The organism is Pseudaestuariivita rosea (assembly GCF_017592335.1).
In the GTDB taxonomy this organism is placed as follows: domain Bacteria; phylum Pseudomonadota; class Alphaproteobacteria; order Rhodobacterales; family Rhodobacteraceae; genus Parasulfitobacter; species Parasulfitobacter rosea.
In genome coordinates, this window is sequence record NZ_JACNMP010000009.1 from 102,617 (window position 1) to 118,994 (window position 16,378).

Annotated in this window: 15 protein-coding genes; 2 read left to right on the plus strand and 13 right to left on the minus strand. The window is 56.2% G+C overall.

The window, feature by feature from the left end:
- Positions 1-17 precede the first annotated feature (17 nt).
- The 10 genes from H7848_RS08500 to H7848_RS08545 all read right to left on the minus strand — a co-directional run bounded on the left by H7848_RS08500 (position 18) and on the right by H7848_RS08545 (position 9,686).
- Positions 18-836, minus strand: a complete 819-nt coding sequence (locus H7848_RS08500) for an SMP-30/gluconolactonase/LRE family protein (RefSeq protein ID WP_208350096.1) — start codon at positions 834-836, stop codon at positions 18-20.
- Complete coding sequence (locus H7848_RS08505; RefSeq protein ID WP_336512076.1) at positions 833-1,438, minus strand: 2-dehydro-3-deoxy-6-phosphogalactonate aldolase; 606 nt, start codon at positions 1,436-1,438, stop codon at positions 833-835. Before H7848_RS08505 ends, H7848_RS08500 begins: the two co-directional genes overlap by 4 nt.
- On the minus strand, positions 1,435-2,352 hold the full coding sequence (locus tag H7848_RS08510; RefSeq protein ID WP_208350104.1) for a 2-dehydro-3-deoxygalactonokinase: 918 nt from the start codon (positions 2,350-2,352) through the stop codon (positions 1,435-1,437). Before H7848_RS08510 ends, H7848_RS08505 begins: the two co-directional genes overlap by 4 nt.
- A complete protein-coding gene (locus H7848_RS08515; RefSeq protein ID WP_208350107.1) occupies positions 2,352-3,116 on the minus strand; it encodes an SDR family NAD(P)-dependent oxidoreductase in 765 nt (254 codons plus the stop codon). The genes H7848_RS08510 and H7848_RS08515 overlap by 1 nt, the downstream gene beginning before the upstream one ends.
- Positions 3,116-4,822, minus strand: a complete 1,707-nt coding sequence (locus H7848_RS08520; RefSeq protein WP_208350109.1) for an IlvD/Edd family dehydratase — start codon at positions 4,820-4,822, stop codon at positions 3,116-3,118. The genes H7848_RS08515 and H7848_RS08520 overlap by 1 nt, the downstream gene beginning before the upstream one ends.
- A gap of 45 nt (positions 4,823-4,867) precedes the next feature.
- Complete coding sequence (gene melA, locus H7848_RS08525; RefSeq protein WP_208350110.1) at positions 4,868-6,208, minus strand: alpha-glucosidase/alpha-galactosidase; 1,341 nt, start codon at positions 6,206-6,208, stop codon at positions 4,868-4,870.
- Complete coding sequence (locus H7848_RS08530; protein WP_208350112.1) at positions 6,205-7,053, minus strand: carbohydrate ABC transporter permease; 849 nt, start codon at positions 7,051-7,053, stop codon at positions 6,205-6,207. Before H7848_RS08530 ends, melA begins: the two co-directional genes overlap by 4 nt.
- Before the next feature lies 1 nt (position 7,054).
- Entirely contained in the window at positions 7,055-7,414 is a 360-nt protein-coding gene (locus tag H7848_RS08535) for an MmcQ/YjbR family DNA-binding protein (RefSeq protein ID WP_208350119.1), read from the minus strand.
- The gene (locus tag H7848_RS08540; RefSeq protein ID WP_208350121.1) at positions 7,411-8,352 is read right to left on the minus strand and encodes a carbohydrate ABC transporter permease; all 942 of its coding nucleotides are present in this window, start codon (positions 8,350-8,352) and stop codon (positions 7,411-7,413) included. The genes H7848_RS08535 and H7848_RS08540 overlap by 4 nt, the downstream gene beginning before the upstream one ends.
- Before the next feature lie 65 nt (positions 8,353-8,417).
- Entirely contained in the window at positions 8,418-9,686 is a 1,269-nt protein-coding gene (locus H7848_RS08545) for an ABC transporter substrate-binding protein (RefSeq protein WP_208350131.1), read from the minus strand.
- A 145-nt stretch (positions 9,687-9,831) separates the two neighbouring features.
- On the opposite strand from H7848_RS08545, the gene H7848_RS08550 reads away from it, so the two are divergent.
- Complete coding sequence (locus H7848_RS08550; RefSeq protein WP_208350133.1) at positions 9,832-10,635, plus strand: IclR family transcriptional regulator; 804 nt, start codon at positions 9,832-9,834, stop codon at positions 10,633-10,635.
- Between the two features lie 4 nt (positions 10,636-10,639).
- Positions 10,640-11,695, plus strand: a complete 1,056-nt coding sequence (locus H7848_RS08555; protein ID WP_208350135.1) for an ABC transporter ATP-binding protein — start codon at positions 10,640-10,642, stop codon at positions 11,693-11,695.
- 115 nt (positions 11,696-11,810) lie between these two features.
- Here H7848_RS08555 and H7848_RS08560 read toward each other — a convergent pair whose 3' ends face one another.
- From H7848_RS08560 to H7848_RS08570, 3 genes are all read right to left on the minus strand, one after another.
- The gene (locus H7848_RS08560; protein WP_208350146.1) at positions 11,811-12,683 is read right to left on the minus strand and encodes a dimethyl sulfoxide reductase anchor subunit family protein; all 873 of its coding nucleotides are present in this window, start codon (positions 12,681-12,683) and stop codon (positions 11,811-11,813) included.
- A gap of 3 nt (positions 12,684-12,686) precedes the next feature.
- Positions 12,687-13,433 carry a 4Fe-4S dicluster domain-containing protein gene (locus tag H7848_RS08565; RefSeq protein ID WP_208350148.1) on the minus strand — a complete coding sequence of 249 codons (747 nt, stop codon included), beginning with the start codon at positions 13,431-13,433 and terminating at the stop codon, positions 12,687-12,689.
- Between the two features lie 156 nt (positions 13,434-13,589).
- Complete coding sequence (locus H7848_RS08570; protein ID WP_208350151.1) at positions 13,590-16,364, minus strand: molybdopterin oxidoreductase family protein; 2,775 nt, start codon at positions 16,362-16,364, stop codon at positions 13,590-13,592.
- Positions 16,365-16,378 lie beyond the last annotated feature (14 nt).

The window sequence follows — 16,378 nt, forward strand, 5'->3', positions numbered from 1 at the left end:
GGCTGGTGTATCTTGCGCTAAATCAGCACCCTGTGTTCCGGTTGTCCCGCGACATCAATTTCTATGCAAAATGTCTTGCCGTCATGGTCTTGCGGGTCTTTCAGACCAATCGTAGCCGATGTCGCAAACAGTTTGTCATCGGCCAGCGCGGGGCAGGAAATCTGACTGGCTGGAAATTCGACTGCCCTTAGAAACGAACCATCCTGATCATAGGCCGCAACCCGCGACACACCCCATTGCGCGCACCACAAGACCCCATCCTGATCCACCACTGCGCCATCGGGGTTCAATCCCTTGCCCCGCAGATCAATATGCGCCCTGGGCGCATCTTTGGGCCAACCATCATAGTCTAATGGTTGACGCATGATCCGCTGTGTCGGGGTGTCGGTGAAATAGGCGTAATGCCCATCCGGCGTAAAGCAAATCGCGTTCGAGATCGTGATGGGGGCAAAAAGCTGACGCAACTCACCCTTATAATATCGGTAAATCGCGCCCGCATCCGGTTCAGCGTTTTTGCCCATCGTGCCGATCCAAAACCCACCCCAGGGGTCAGAACGCCCATCGTTTGAACGCGTAATTGGGTTTTGGGCCTCAAGATCACAAACATGCACGCGATGGCCCGTCGTTAGATCAAACGTGAACAGCGCGGTTTCCGACGCCACGAGTAAACGATCCTGATCGACCCAACCGGCGGCAGAGACATGTTCGTCAAACTGCCACTCTTGCCCTTTGGTTAGCAACTTTTTCGATAGAATATCAAACCAGAACAATTGGTTACGCTTGGGGTGCCAAAGCGGTCCCTCACCCAGTTTGCACGAACGGTCATCGTAGATCATCTGACCAGCGCATCATAAGTGGCCACCAGATCATGCGCCCGTGTCGCAATATCACCAAGACTCATTCCCGGTTTATAAAGCGCAGATCCGATACCAAAGCCATCCGCTTCAGCATCGATCCAGTCGGCCAGTGTATCGGCACTGACGCCCCCAACGGCATAAACCTTTGTGCCCACTGGCAAAACCGCACGCAAAGCTTTCAGGCCAGTAATGCCTGCCAGATCACCAGGGAACAGCTTCAACCCATCAGCCCCGGCCCTAAGCGCCGCAAAGGCCTCGGTCGCCGTAAAAATCCCAGGATAGCTCAGCATCCCCACATCTTTGGTCGCATGTATCACATCGGGGTCGCAGTTGGGCGATACGATCAGCTTTCCCCTGACACGCGCAACCTGCTGGACCTCATCCACGGTCAGAACGGTGCCCGCACCAATCAGCGCATGGTCCTCGAAAGCATCCACAAGTTTTCCGATACTGATCAAAGGATCAGGCGAATTCAACGGCACTTCGATCTGGGTGATACCCGCATCAATCAGCGCCTGCCCCACATCAATAGCCTGATCCGGTGTCAGTCCTCGCAGAATGGCAATGAACGGGCGCATTATCCAGTGTCCTTCATAGTCATATAAGCCTTTGTTAATCCACCCAAAGTCATCCGGTCTGCATTCGTCACAGTGGCCTCAACGCCTTGTGCCCGCAGGGCGGCGGCATAGCGCCCGGAAATACTCGAAGAACCGATAATCGCTATCTGCTGCCCAAGCCAATAAGGCCGGGCCGCTGCCAGTTCTGCCCCGATCAGTAACCCTGAGAGATAGGCACAGGCTTGACCTGGCGCGCGGTCGTGCAGCAGATCATCGGCGCGAATGGAAAATAGCCGCGCGGCGATGGCTTCGGGTCGGGAAATTGCCTCCGACACGGCGGTTTGAAAGGCGTCATCGTCCCAGCCATCGGTATCAATGGAATGACGCAGCACGCTGTGATGGGTTAGCAGATCAAACAGCTCGCCCGTCAGAAAGGTCTTGAAACTGATGATCTCATCCGCGCTGATCTGCACCCATTTCGTGTGTGTTCCGGGCAGGCAGATAACGCCATCCCAATTTTTGTTCAGGCTTAGGAAACCGGCGATTTGCGTTTCTTCGCCGCGCATCACGTCTGCGGGATCTTTTTGGCAGACGCCGGGGATGACATACACCTGAAGACGGGGATCTTGCAAAAAGTTGACAGCTGTCAACTGATTAACAAAAGGTTTACAAGGGGTTGTCTGATACGGCGCTTCGACCCAGCCCTGACGCGCGCCGACCATGCCGCAGGCGATCACCGGTGTTGTACCAGACCCAAGCCAATCGCCGATCAGATTCAGCAAGGCAGGCTCAAATCCATCGCGGGTCAGTTTGCCCATGCCTTGATCAGACACCGCCTGATCCAGAACCGTTCCACTGGCGGTCATTACCCAGACCCGCAGGTTTGACGTGCCCCAGTCGACCGCGAACCAGTCGGGATATGATTTATCCTGTGACATCAGCCCGTTACCACCACGCCGCCATCGATGACCAATGCTTGTCCTGTCATCATTTTCGATGCCTTTGAGGCAAGAAAAAGTGCGCCGCCGACAATATCATCAGGCTCAAGCGGGTCTTTCAGACATTGACGATCCAGATGGGCGGCCAGACCTTCTTCGGTCACCCACATATCCTTTTGCTTCTGCGTCAACACCCAACCGGGGGCCAGCGCATTGACGCGTATTTTGTCGGGGCCGAATTCACGGGCCAGACTGCGCGTCATGCCGTTGATCCCGGAATTCGCGGTGGTATAGGCGGGATAGCCGGTGTTGCCCATCATATAGCTGATCGATGTGAAGTTGATGATCGACCCGCCGCCTGCGTCGCGCATGCCACCGATCACGGCCTGACAGGCAAAGAAATAGGCTTTCAGATTAATGGCTTGGGACCAGTTCCAGAAATCCTCGGTCACCTCTTCGGTGGTGTGGCGTTTGTCGTTGGCGGCGTTGTTGACCAGCGTAGTGATCGGTCCATGGGCCTGCGCGGCCTTTGCGATGGCATGTTTCAGCGCGGAGATATCAGTGATGTCGCATTGGATGAACAGGGGTCTGACCCCATGTTTCTGTTCCATCTCATCACAAAAGGTGGTGGCATCCGAGCGCCCGACAAACGCGACCTTGGCGTCTTGTTTCAGGAAACCTTCGGTCAGGAACGCACCGATGCCGGATCCGCCGCCGGTGATGAAAACGGATGTATCTTTCAGATCAGGGAAAACAGCGGTCATCAGTGGCTTTCCCGTGTGACAGGGCGTGTGTCTTTGCCGACAAGGAAATCCAGATCGGCCCCCTGATCAGCTTGCAGAACATGGTCCACATACATCTTGGCATAGCCTCGCGTATAGTGCGGCGGATCAGGTTGCCATGTGGCGCGACGGCTGCTCAGTTCGGCCCCATCCACCAACAGATCCAGCGTGCCGTTGCTGGCCGATACACGGATGCGGTCGCCGGTTTTGACCAGTGCCAGCGGGCCACCCGCCTGGGCTTCGGGGCTGACATGCAGGATCACGGTACCATAGGCCGTCCCTGACATCCGCGCGTCAGATATCCGGATCATGTCGCGGACGCCCTGCTGCACCAGCTTTTTCGGGATCGGCATATTGCCGACTTCGGGCATGCCGGGGTAGCCTTTTGGACCGCAGCCCTTGAGCACAAGGATTGTGTCTGCAGTCACTGGCAGATCATCGCGGTCGATGTTGGCTTTCACGTCTTCGATATTTTCGAAAACGTAAGCCTCACCTTCATGTTCGAGAAGTGCATCAGTTGCGGCTGAGGGCTTAATGATGGCCCCATTGGGCGCAAGGTTGCCACGCAGCACGCGCAGGCCCGCAGCGGGTTTCACCGGGGCATCAAAGGCATGGATTACGTCCCGGTTAAAGCATTCAGCACCGTCGGCGTAATGGCTGATATCGCCGCTCAGAATGGTGTTTGCGGGGCGCAGATGGTCTTTCAATTCGGCCAGAACGGCGGGGACGCCGCCTGCGTAACAAAAATCCTCCATCAGGTATTTGCCGGAGGGCATGCAGTTGACCAGCAAGGGGATATCGCTGCCGATTTCGAAATCGCTCAGCGTCAGATCAACACCTGCGCGGCCAGCCAGTGCCAGCAGGTGAACAACCGCGTTGGTTGACCCGCCGACAGCAGCATTCGCAATGATCGCGTTTTCGAACGCAGGTTTCGTCAGGACCTTCGATAATCTCAGGTTTTCCTCAACCATCTCAACTATGCGCTTGCCGGTCAGATGGGCCAGCGCCATGCGGCGCGCGTCTACGGCGGGCAGGGCGGCGTTGGTGGGCAAGGACAGACCCATCGCTTCGACAATAGACGCCATGGTCGACGCGGTGCCCATGGTCATGCAGACGCCCGCGCTGCGCGACATACCGGATTCGGCGCTCATGAAATCCTGCAGGGTCATTTCGCCCGCACGAACCGCTTCGGAAAACTTCCAGACGTCGGTGCCGCTGCCGATATCCTGACCGCGATATTTGCCGTTCAGCATCGGGCCTGAGCTGACGACGATACTGGGCAGATCAACGCTGGCCGCACCCATCAACTGGCCAGGTGTGGTCTTGTCGCAGCCACCAAGAAGGACAACGCCATCAATGCCGTAGGCGCGGATTGATTCCTCAACATCCATTGCCAACAGGTTGCGGAATAACATCGCCGTGGGCTTCATCTGTGTTTCACCCAGGGACATGACGGGGAATTCGACGGGAAAGCCGCCCGCCTCCCACACGCCGCGTTTGACGCCTTTGGCCAGGTCGCGCAGGCCGCTATTGCAGGGGGTCAGTTCGGACCATGTATTGCAAATGCCGATGATCGGGCGGCCATCGAAGGCGTGATCGGGAAAGCCTTGATTTTTCATCCAACTGCGATGGATGAAGCCGTCTTTGTCCAGTTTGCCGTACCAGGCTTTTGATCTGCGGGTGGTCATTTATGGGTCCGCCTCCGGCGGGAGTATTTTGGGAACAATGAAGGGTCAGGCGGCTTTGCGGGGGCGGGCCCAGTCAGGCAGCCAGTCGGCATGTGCCGCAAGCAGGTCAGTGATCAGGTCGCGGATCTGTCGCAGGTCCAGCTCGGCAGCAGTGTGGGGGTCCATATAGGCGGCGTGATAGATGTGGTCGATGTTTTCATCAAGAAGTGCGCGCACGGTCAGCTCTTGCACATTGATCTGGCTGCGCATGATCGCGGTCAATTGCGGGGGCAGGTCGGTGACGGTGGTAGGCTGGATGCCGTTTGCGTCGACCAGGCAGGGAGTTTCGACCACGGCGCCCAGTGGCAGCGCGGGCAGTTGGCCGGTGTTGGGCAGATTGCCGTAGATCACATAGGGCGTGTTGGTGAGTTGTGCGTTCATGATCTCGGCCGCGAATTCGTGGCTTTTGGGCACATCGATGCTAGCCGCGGTCTTCAGGGTTTCGGCCTGGGTGGACCAGTTAGCGATCTGTTCTTCGCAACGTTTGGGGTATTCGTCCAGCGGGATACCGAATATTTCGATCAGGTCGGGGCGGTCTTGTTTGATAAACCAAGGCACGTATTCGGCCAGATGTTCCGAGGATTCAGTGCAGAAATAGCCAAAGTGATCCATCACCTCGTAGCGGACATGGTTGGGACAGCGGGGCATTAGCAGCGGCGGCTTGGGCAGGCGGCCGGTATGATACCCCGTGCGCAAATCGGGATACAGATCACGGCCCTGATGGGTGAGATCAAGGAAAAACGCGACATGGTTCACACCTGCGACGCGATAGCGGATTTCATGTTCGGGCAGATCCAGATCATGGGCGATTTCCTGAACGGTATTCTGGACCGAATGGCACAACCCCACCTGTTTGATATCCGGATAGCGTTCCGCCAGCGCCCAGCAATTGATCGCCATTGGGTTGACGTATTGCAACAGCGTCGCGCCCGGACACACAGCGCGCATATCTTCAGCCACTTTCCACAGATGCGGGACCGTCCGAAGACCGCGCATGATACCCCCCACGCCGAGCGTATCGGCGATGGTCTGGCGCAGGTCGTATTGTTTGGGGATTTCGAAATCGGTGACGGTGCAGGGCTTATAGCCCCCAATCTGAAAGGCTGTGACGACAAAATCAGCGCCATTCAGGGCTGCGCGCTGATCAGAGTGGGTTTCAACCGTCGCATCGGTGTCCATCGTCGCGATCATCTTGCGGGCAACCAGCGCACTTTCCTCAAGCCGGGTCGCGTCGATGTCCATCAGGGCAAAGGTGGCATCACGCAGCGCATCGAAGTGCAGGCAGTCGCCCACGATGTTCTTCATGAAGATGGTCGAGCCAGCCCCGATAAACGCGATCTTGGTCATTTGACTGCCCCCAGGGTTAGACCCGCGATGAAGTGCCTTTGCATCAGAAAGAACATCAAAACAGGCGGCAGGGCAGCCACAATACTGCCCGCTGACAGCATGTTATAGGCCACGCCGAACTGCGCGTTGAAGCTGGTGATGCCGGCGGTGACGGGCTGCGCACCAGGGCCTTGGGTCAGCACCACGGCCCAGAAATAATCGTTCCAGATGAAGGTAAATATCAGCACGCTGAGCGCGGCGATGGCTGGACGCATAATGGGCAGGACGATGTACCAGAAAATCTTGATTTCGCTGACCCCTTCAACCCGCGCGGCCTCGATCAGTTCATAGGGCAGCGCGCGGATGAAATTGCGCATGAACAGCGTGCAAAATCCCGTTTGGAACGCGACATGGAACAGGATCAGACCGGCCTTGGTGTCATAAAGGCCCAGATCAATCGTCAGATCGCGCACGGGCACCATCAGAATCTGGAAGGGCACGAAGTTCCCCGCGATGAACATGAAAAAGATCAGGAAGTTACCGCGGAATTTATAGACCCCAAGTGCGAAGCCCGTCATGCAGGACAAGGCCAGCGCGCCCAGAACGGTGGGGATGGTGATCAGCACCGAATTCAGCAGATAGCGCGGCATGTCGCTGTCAAAGAAGACGCGGGTATAGTTTGTGACCCCTTCGAAGGATGAGGGCCAGCCCCAGTAGTTGCCCGTCGTGAAATCCGCCGCAGGTTTGACTGAGAAGATCGCGACTGCAATCAGCGGCAAAAGCCACAGGATCAGAGAGATCGGCAGAAGCGTTTTATATGTGATCTGCGCTGCGGGTGACGCTTTTTGTATGGGTCGCGGAAACATGTTAGCCCCCCTGACGCCCGGGAAGGGTGTCGCGCAGCTTTTTGGGCAAGGACTTACGGATGATGTCGTAGGATGCAGTCAGGCGGTGGGTGACCTCGTCAATATCAGTATCGGAAAACTGCAGCCGCACCCAGCTTTTGTGGAAATAGGGCGCGCGGATGGCTGCGGTGGTTTCAATCAGCATCTCGGCTGTAGCAACGTCCTGACATTTGACCGATACGCCGTTCATTTGACCGTCACCCCCAAAGCAAGCAAACATCTTGCCGCCGACCTTCCAACTGACCAATTCGGGCGGATGCGCCAACGTCGTACCGGTCAGGCCCGTGCAAATCTGATCAACCTGATCGCGCGTCACGCTCATCCTGCGCGCTCCTCTTTGTACATAGACCACAGGAAATAGGCGATGAAGACCAGCATGATCAGGAACAGGACCACCGCGATGGCCGAGGCATAGCCATATTGAAAGCCACGTTCGCTTAGGGATTTTTCCCAGACATAAAAGGACAGAACACGGGTGCTGCCAAAGGGGCCACCATTCGTCATGATGCTGATCAGGTCAAACGACCGCAGCGCGCCGATGATCGTGACCACGAAGGCGATAAATGTCGCGGGTTTGAGTTGTGGCAGGATCACATACCACAACATACGCGTCCCCTTGGCACCATCCAAACGCGCGGCCTCGACCTGTTCAGGATCAACAGCATTCAGCCCAGTCAGGTAGAGGATCATACAATAAGCCGTTTGCGGCCACAGCCCCGCGACGATGATACCATACGTTGCCAGATCTGGGTCACCCAGCACGTTCAGTGGCCCCAGGCCGACCAAGCCCAGCATACTGTCCAAAAGGCCGTTGCTGGGCAGGTAAAACCACTGAAAGACCAGCCCCACAACCACCTGGCTGATCACGAACGGGAAGAAAAATAATGACTTATAGATGCGAATGCCTACGACATTCTGGTTCAGGAACAAAGCGATGAACAATCCCGCTGGAATGGCCAACAGATAAAGCACCAGCCATTTCAGGTTGTTCCACAGCGATATCTCGAAATTCCGATCACCCGCCAATTCAACGTAGTTCTGCACGCCGACATAGGTGCCTTGTTCGTGAATATCGCCCAGTCCGTTCCAGTCGTAAAGCGAGATATAAAAGCTCTGCGCGATGGGCCAGATAACATAGATCAGGAAAAACAGAATGCCCGGCAACAGAAACAGCCATGGCGCCAGCTTTAGCTGATTACGCTGGAACCATGATCTTTGGACCGGTTGATATGCACTTTGGGGAACGGCCGGCGTTTCCATCGGCGTTTATCCTGCCTGATTGCGGGTATGGGGGAAGGCGACCAATGCCGCCTTCCGGGTTTGGTTTAATAGATCGACTGACGCGCGGCTTCTAGCCGCTGCAGAATGTCCTCAAGATTGTCAGGGATGACCATGAATTCCTGAAATCCCTCCATCGCGACACTGGCCATTTCGGCTGGTGCGTCGCGGTCAAAGAATTGCGCGATACCACCTGGGCTGTTGCTGCTGAGCATTTCAAAACCCTGCTCCAGGAATTCATCCTGATCGATTGAGGATGACGCATTCACAGGCAGTTGGCCCAGATTTTCACCGTTGTTGATGATCGTTTGCTGTTCAGCCGAAACGACAAAGCGCAGGAATTCGCGCGCTGCTTCCTTGTTTTCAGCCTGTGAGGGGATGTGGAATGTATCGGTCGGCGCATCCTCGGCCTTTTCCAGTCCCGGGGTGATTTCAACGAACTGATAGAAGTCGATCTGATCGTCGGTCAAACCAGCCTCACGCATGTGGGCCACCGCAAAGTTACCCATCAGATAAGCCGTTGCATCGCCATTGATCATAAAAGGCAATGCCTCTTGCCAGCTATAGGACTGGTGGTTGTCGATAAAGGCGCCCATATCGATCAGCTCGCGCCAGTTGGCAAAAGTCTGTTTCACACGGTCATCCGTCCAGGCAATTTCGCCGTTGGCCAGGGCCATGTGGAAATCAAAGCCATTCGTCCGCATGTTCAGATAGTCGAACCATCCACCGGCGGTCCACAGGAACTTGCTGCCGATGGTGTAGCACTTGCGACCGGAATCGAGGATCACCTGGCAGTTGGCCTTTTCCTCTTCCCATGTAGTGGGTTCGGTCAGGCCAAGTTCGTTGAAGATATCTTCGCGATAATACACACCCCACTGATAGTAGGTGTAGGGCACGCCCCATTGCTTACCATCAATGGTCAATGCGCCTTTGGTTGAGGCAAGGTTTTCCGCAATCGCGGGTTCGGCCCACAGGTCAGATATATCCTCGAACAACCCGGCCTCGACATAAGGGCGCATGCGGTTGGCGGCGTACCATGTGGCCACATCGGGGGGATTTGCGGTCAGAAAGTTACGGATTTGCGTCTTGTAAGCCTCACGATCAATCACCGTTGTTTCAATGTTCAGATCAGGGTGCATTTCCTGAAACCGCGCGATCATCTCTTCCATCGTCGCGCGCGGTGCGGGGTTTGAGGTATCAAGGAAGATCCGCAGATCACCGGTCAGTTTGTCGTCATGACCGCCAGCAATCGCCGACCCAGCCATAACGGCGGTCGTCGCCAGCGCAGCAATGGACGCTTTGAACATGGAATGCATGGTATCCTCCCTAGATGCTTGCATTCTGGTTTCATTATTTGAAACTTAGTTTTGTATATTGAAATCATAATGCCGACTCGCCTAGTGTTGTCAACAGGTCCAAAGCGAACCGGTCACAAATTCGCCGGACCTAAGGGAGGAACAGATGACGACAGCCCAGCCGGGCGACGGCACCGTTGGAAAGGCATTGCAGGTTCTGGATCAGGTCGCGGGCTTTGGCCGCCCCGTGCGTTTTGGTGAACTGCTCGAAGGATCTGAGTTTCCCAAGGCCACGCTTTACCGCTTTGTCCAGACGCTGACCAATCAGGGCATGCTGATGTTTGATCCTGACCGTCAGACATATGCGCTTGGGGTGCGGCTGGTGCGGCTGGCCCATGCGGCCTGGCAGCAATCCAGCCTGGCCCCGATCGCGCGGCCGCATCTGGATGCGCTCAGCCGGGACGTAGGTGAAACCGTCCATCTGGCACAGATCGACAATGCGCATGTGCTTTATGTCGACAAAAGAAATGCCGCCGTACCGATTGAAATGTACAGTCAGGCAGGCAAGATAGGCCCCGCCTATTGCACCGGTGTCGGGAAGGTGATGCTGGCCTATCTGGCCGAAGATGAATTGCAGAAGATTTTGCCGCTTCAAGCGTTTCACCAATTCACGCCCACAACCTTGACGAATGAAACCGATCTGCGCGCCGAACTGCAGAATATTCGCTCCAACGGCTATGGGTTCGACCGGGAAGAACACGAACCCGGAATCATATGCGTCGCCGTCCCGATCCTGTCAGCCCGCGGGCGGCTTTTAGGGGCCCTGTCGGTCACAAGCTCAACGGATCGAAGCTCACTGGCCACACTGGAACGGTGGGTTCCAAAAATCAGACAGACAGCCGATATGATCGCGGATGAAGTCCAGACCTGGCGCTTTCCCGATCAGACGGAAATGGAAACAAGGGGGTAGGTCGATGTCCGGTGTGACGCTGAATAACGTGATCAAGCGATACGGTAATGTGCAGGTGGTCCACGGCATTGATCTGCAGATCGATGATGGTGAGTTTTGCGTTTTCGTTGGCCCCTCGGGCTGCGGTAAGTCGACGCTGCTGCGGATGGTTGCGGGGCTTGAGGAAACGACCGAAGGTCAGATCAACATCGGCCCCCGCGATGTGACGCATATGGACCCGGCCCAGCGCGGCGTTGCGATGGTGTTTCAGACCTATGCGCTTTACCCGCATATGACGGTGGAACAGAATATGGGCTTCGGCCTGAAAATGAATGGCCATCCATCGCGGGAAATCCAAGAAAAGGTGCGCGAGGCCAGCAGTATTCTGAAACTGGACGATTATCTGGACCGCAAGCCCAAGGCCCTGTCAGGCGGGCAGCGCCAACGGGTTGCGATCGGTCGTGCGATTGTACGGGGGCCTGAGGTGTTCCTGTTTGATGAACCGCTTTCGAACCTTGACGCCGAACTGCGGGTCGAGATGCGGGTCGAGATTGCCCGCCTTCACAACGAAATCGGCGCCACAATGATCTACGTCACCCATGATCAGGTCGAGGCGATGACGCTGGCGGACAAAATCGTTGTCCTGCGGTCGGGTCGGATCGAACAGGTCGGTGCGCCGATGGATCTGTATCGCGACCCGGACAACAAATTCGTCGCGGGCTTTATCGGTTCGCCAGCGATGAATTTCCTCGACGGCCAAGTGGCAGGCGGTGCAGTGACCGTGCCGGGGCTGGATCAGACCGTGCAAATGAACCTTACCCTACCCGCTAATGAGACGCGCGTTTCATTAGGCCTGCGCCCCGAGCATCTTGAAATCATTCCTGGCGAGACACACCAGGTCGAACTGACCGAAGCGCTTGGTGGTGTGTCCTATGCCTATCTTGTCGCTTCGACCGGCGAACGCTTGATTGTCGAAGAACGGGGCGACCAACGCTCAAAAATCGGCGATACTGTCGGCCTGCAATTCGACCCCGCCCGAGCGATGCTGTTTGACACAGAAAGCGAAGCCAGGATCAGGTGACAAATACCCGATATGATACGCTTAGCCGACATCGCACCAATAAAGTCGCGCGAAATTCATTGTTGCCCAAATACTCACGACGCATTACCTGCCATCGCTGTCCTGCAGTCAGGACCTAGCGAATCCCATAATATAGGCCGACAACATGTTCAGCCTCGGCAAAGAACAGCCACCGGGATGCAAGGACGCCCGCCAAATGGCTTAGAACGGCGACAGCCGCCAATGCGTGCGAGAATGGCAAAAGCAACAGCAGGACGGGCAAAACCACCATCAGGGCAAGCGAGATGATCCGCAGTTTCCTGCTATGCTTACGACCGACCACATGGACCATTTCTTTCAGCAAATAGTTTGTGCCCGTATGTGGTGGTTCGAATGCGGTGACCTGACCGATATTTCCAAGACCCGTCGCCGTTTCCATCGTCGTGCCGCGCTCCGCAAAGCGCTGATCGCCCAGATACCAGACCACAGCCTGCAAAACCCCGGACAGCGCTAGCAGACCAATGGCATAGGTCACTTGACCCGCCAACAGCGCCCCGCCCGAGACAGACAGTAGCAAAAACAGTGCGGGCGTTGTGGGATGGTTCCAGCGCGGTACGGTTTTCAACTGACCATAGATCATCGACGTGGCATAGACTGTGGCCAGCGCAAGTGCGCTGCCGATCCAGCCAAGGGGCGCGATGCGCGTCGCGAAAAACACAGCACCAATGGCGTATAACCCCATGAACGTCAGGGCAAAAACGGACAGCCACGCTTCGCGGCTAAGCCAGCTGGTTTGCCATTGCGTAAAGGCCTTGAGCGCACGTTGCGGATTGCCCAAGTGAAAGGTTGAACTGATCAGCCCGCCGATGGCCAGCAGGTAAGCGATTGTAAAGAAAGCAAAAGCTGAAAACCCAGTGACGGGCGGAAAGCCAAGGCCCAGCCAGAACAGCAGGCCAAATCCAAGGCCGGACAAAACGGTGAACAGAATAATTGATGGGGCTGGATGCATTTTTTACAGTTTTTCCAATGTCTTATCGAGCCAACCCAGAAAACCCTTGGGCTCTTCCGCGACGGGGTCCAGAAGGGGGGCCAGAATGTCGATCTGGTCCCATGTATCCTTGGGGCGCGGGGGCAGGTATTTGTTGACAGGTTTTGTGCCCTGTTCCGGCATCAGATCAATGCCGCCGCGTTCGGCGACTAACTTACTGACATCGCTTTCAGAATCCGCCAGATCGCCAAAGTGGCGGGCATTTGACGGACAGGTGCGGACACAAGCCGGTTGACGGTCTTCTTCGGGCAGGTTTTCGTTATAGATACGGTCGACACATAGGGTGCATTTCTTCATAACCCCTTGATCTGCATCCATTTCTCGCGCGCCATAAGGACAGGCCCAGGCACACAGGCCACAGCCGATACAGTCGCTTTCATTCACCAGAACTATGCCGTCTTCGACCCGCTTATAGCTGGCCCCGGTTGGGCAGACGGTCACGCAGGGCGCATCGTCGCAATGCAAACAGCTTTTGGGAAAGTGGATAAGCTGCGCAACCCCTTGATCTGGTTGAACTTCATAGGAATGGACGCGGTTTAGGAATGTACCTGTTGGGTCGGCGCCATAAGGATCCTGATCAGATAATGGCGCACCGTAATTTTCGGTATTCCAGCCCTTGCAGGATACAACGCAGGCATGACAACCAACGCAGGTATCTAGGTCGATCACAAGGCCCAGTTTCTTTTCGGTATGGGTGGGAAGTTGGGTCATTTTATGGCCTCCCGTGTGAAGTTTTGTATATTTTGTACACGGGTTTTGTACTTAAATTTTTGTACAAAACTGCATTTGCATTCTCATAGGAAAACGCGGGGGCGATCCTTGGGTCGGTCAGGGCTCTGTGATGCTTTTTATAATACAGAACAGTTATCATTTGCCCACCTTCCACGTCAGCTTGTCCGGGCCCTGTCCGACCGGGGATTTTTGCGGTGGGAATTCGGGTTGGGCTTCGGCGGGGGCATCGACTTTTTCGATCTTCACTTTCAGGTCGAACCACGCGGCCTGGCCTGTGATGGGGTCCGAATTAGACCAGCGTAGGCCGTCGCCTTTGGGGGGCAAGAGTTCGTGAATGATGTGGTTGAGCAGAAAGCCCTGGGTGGCCTCGGGCGCGTCTTTGTCCAGCGCCCAGGCGCCTTTGCGTTTGCCAATGGCGTTCCATGTCCAGATGGTGTGATCGTTCAGCGCGGCCATATGTGCGACGGGCACAGTGATGGATCCGTGGGGCGAGGTGACGCGCGCCCAATCACCGGTGTTAAAGCCGTTGGCTTCCCAAAGTTTGGTCGGGATATACATCGGATTACGACCATGGATCTGGCGCAGCCATGCGTTTTGCGTACCCCAGCTGTGATACATGGCCATAGGCCGCTGGGTCAGGGCATGGATGGAGAATTCATCGGACCCTTGCTGGTCCTCTTCATTCACATCGTACCAAATCGGCAGCGGGTCCATCTTTTGTCTAATCTGGTCGCGCAGATGATCCGGGGGCTGACGGGTGCCGTGCCCGTCGGCGGCCCGTTGGAACTTGCGCATGGGTTCGACATACAGTTGAAAGATGTACGGTTGCACACTGTCGTAAAAACCCTTGGCCACGGCCCAATCCTGATACGCCTTATTCCATGGTTTATAATACAGCGCTTCGTCTGGGATATGTTCCATCCAGAAGCCGCCGTTTTCGATATAGCGGTCGATCTGATTGGGGTTTGCATCACCCCGGCTATCACCACCCTCGCGCCATCCGGCCAGTGGGCCGATGCCCGGGCGGCGGATGTGGTGGGTCATATAGTCAGCGTAGTCTTTGTATTTGGCGCTGCCGTCTTCATTGACGAAACCTGGCAGTTTCAGCCGTGCGCCCAGATCGACAAGAACAGACTGGAAGCCGCGCACATTGCGATCTGGTTCGATCACGGGCCAGCGGATGGCGTCGGCCACGGCATCGGCCTCGCATATCGGGCGATCCAGCAGACTGATGCAATCGTGGCGTTCCAAATAGGTCGTATCGGGCAGGATCAGATCGGCATAGGCCACCATTTCCGAGGAATAGGCATCGGAATAAATGATGTGCGGAATAACATAATCGCCGTTTTCATCCGTATCGGTCAGCATATCCATGACGCCAGCCGAGTTCATAGACGAATTCCACGACATATTCGCCATATACAAAAACAGCGTGTCGATCTGATAGGGATCGCCCGCGTGGGCATTGCTGATGACCATATGCATCAGGCCGTGGGCGCTCATCGGGTTTTCCCAGGTGAAGGCCTTGTCGATGCGGGCCGGTGTGCCGTCGTCGTTCAGGCACAGATCTTCGGGGCCGTGTACAAAGCCCAGATGCGGGCCGTCCAGTGGTTGGCCCGGTGTGACGCGGCAATGGGGTTTGGGATGCGCGGTCGCAGGCTTGGGATAGGGCGGTTTGAAACGGAAGCCGCCTGGAACCTCGACACTGCCAAGAATGATCTGCAAAACGTGCAGAGCGCGGCAGGTCTGAAAGCCATTCGCATGGGCCGAGATGCCGCGCATGGAATGAAAGCTGACGGGTCGGCCGATCATTTTATCATAGGAATGACCGCGGAAATCGGTCCAGGGCTGGTCGATCTCAATCGCTTCGTCAAAGGCGACGCGGGCCAATTCGGCGGCAATCAGTTTGATCTTTTGCGCGGGGATGCCGCAGCGTTTGGCGACGGCATCGGGGGCATATTGCGGATCAAGATAGCGTTCGATCAGCTTGGTAAAGACAGTATCGGCCCCACGCAGATCGGGGATGATCTTTTGTGCGTCAAAAGGCACGGTTTCGCCAGTGGTGCGATCCCGAACCAAGGGGCGGCCTTCGCCGTCACGTTGAAACAAGCCGTCATCATCCAGCAGCACGGGCGCGTTGGTGCGGTGGGCCAGATAGTCCAGATCGATCTTGCCTGCCTTCAGCAGTTCATGGATCAGCGCCAGAATAAGCAACCCATCGGTACCGGGCGTGATGCCCAGCCATTCATCTGCAATCGCGTTATAGCCAGTGCGGATCGGATTAACGCCAATCACCTTGGCACCGCGTTCTTTCAGCCGGCCCAGACCCATCTTGATCGGGTTGCTGTCGTGATCTTCGGCCACGCCAAACAACATGAACAGTTTCGTGCGTTCCCAATCAGGTTGGCCGAATTCCCAGAACGCACCGCCCATTGTATAGATGCCAGCAGCGGCCATATTGACGCTGCAAAACCCGCCGTGCGCTGCGTAATTGGGGGTGCCAAAGCCCTGGGCCCAAAAGCTGGTAAAACTTTGCGATTGATCGCGACCGGTGAAAAACGCCAGCTTTTCGGGTGCGGCTTCACGGATGGGGGCCAGCCAGTCGGTGGCGATGCCCAGTGCTTCGTCCCAAGTGATTTCTTCGAACTCACCCGACCCACGCGGTCCCACACGTTTCAGCGGCGCCCGCAGGCGGGATGGTGCGTTGACCTGCATGATACCTGCCGATCCCTTGGCGCAAAGAACACCGCGATTGACCGGATGATCGCGATTGCCTTCGATATAGGCGACCTTACCATCTTTAAGATGCACATTTATCCCGCATCTGCAGGCGCACATATAACAGGTCGTCTGTCGCACTTCATTAGAAACATGCGGCGACGTCTCAAGCACAGGCTGTTTCTGCAGCATACTTGGTATGTCCC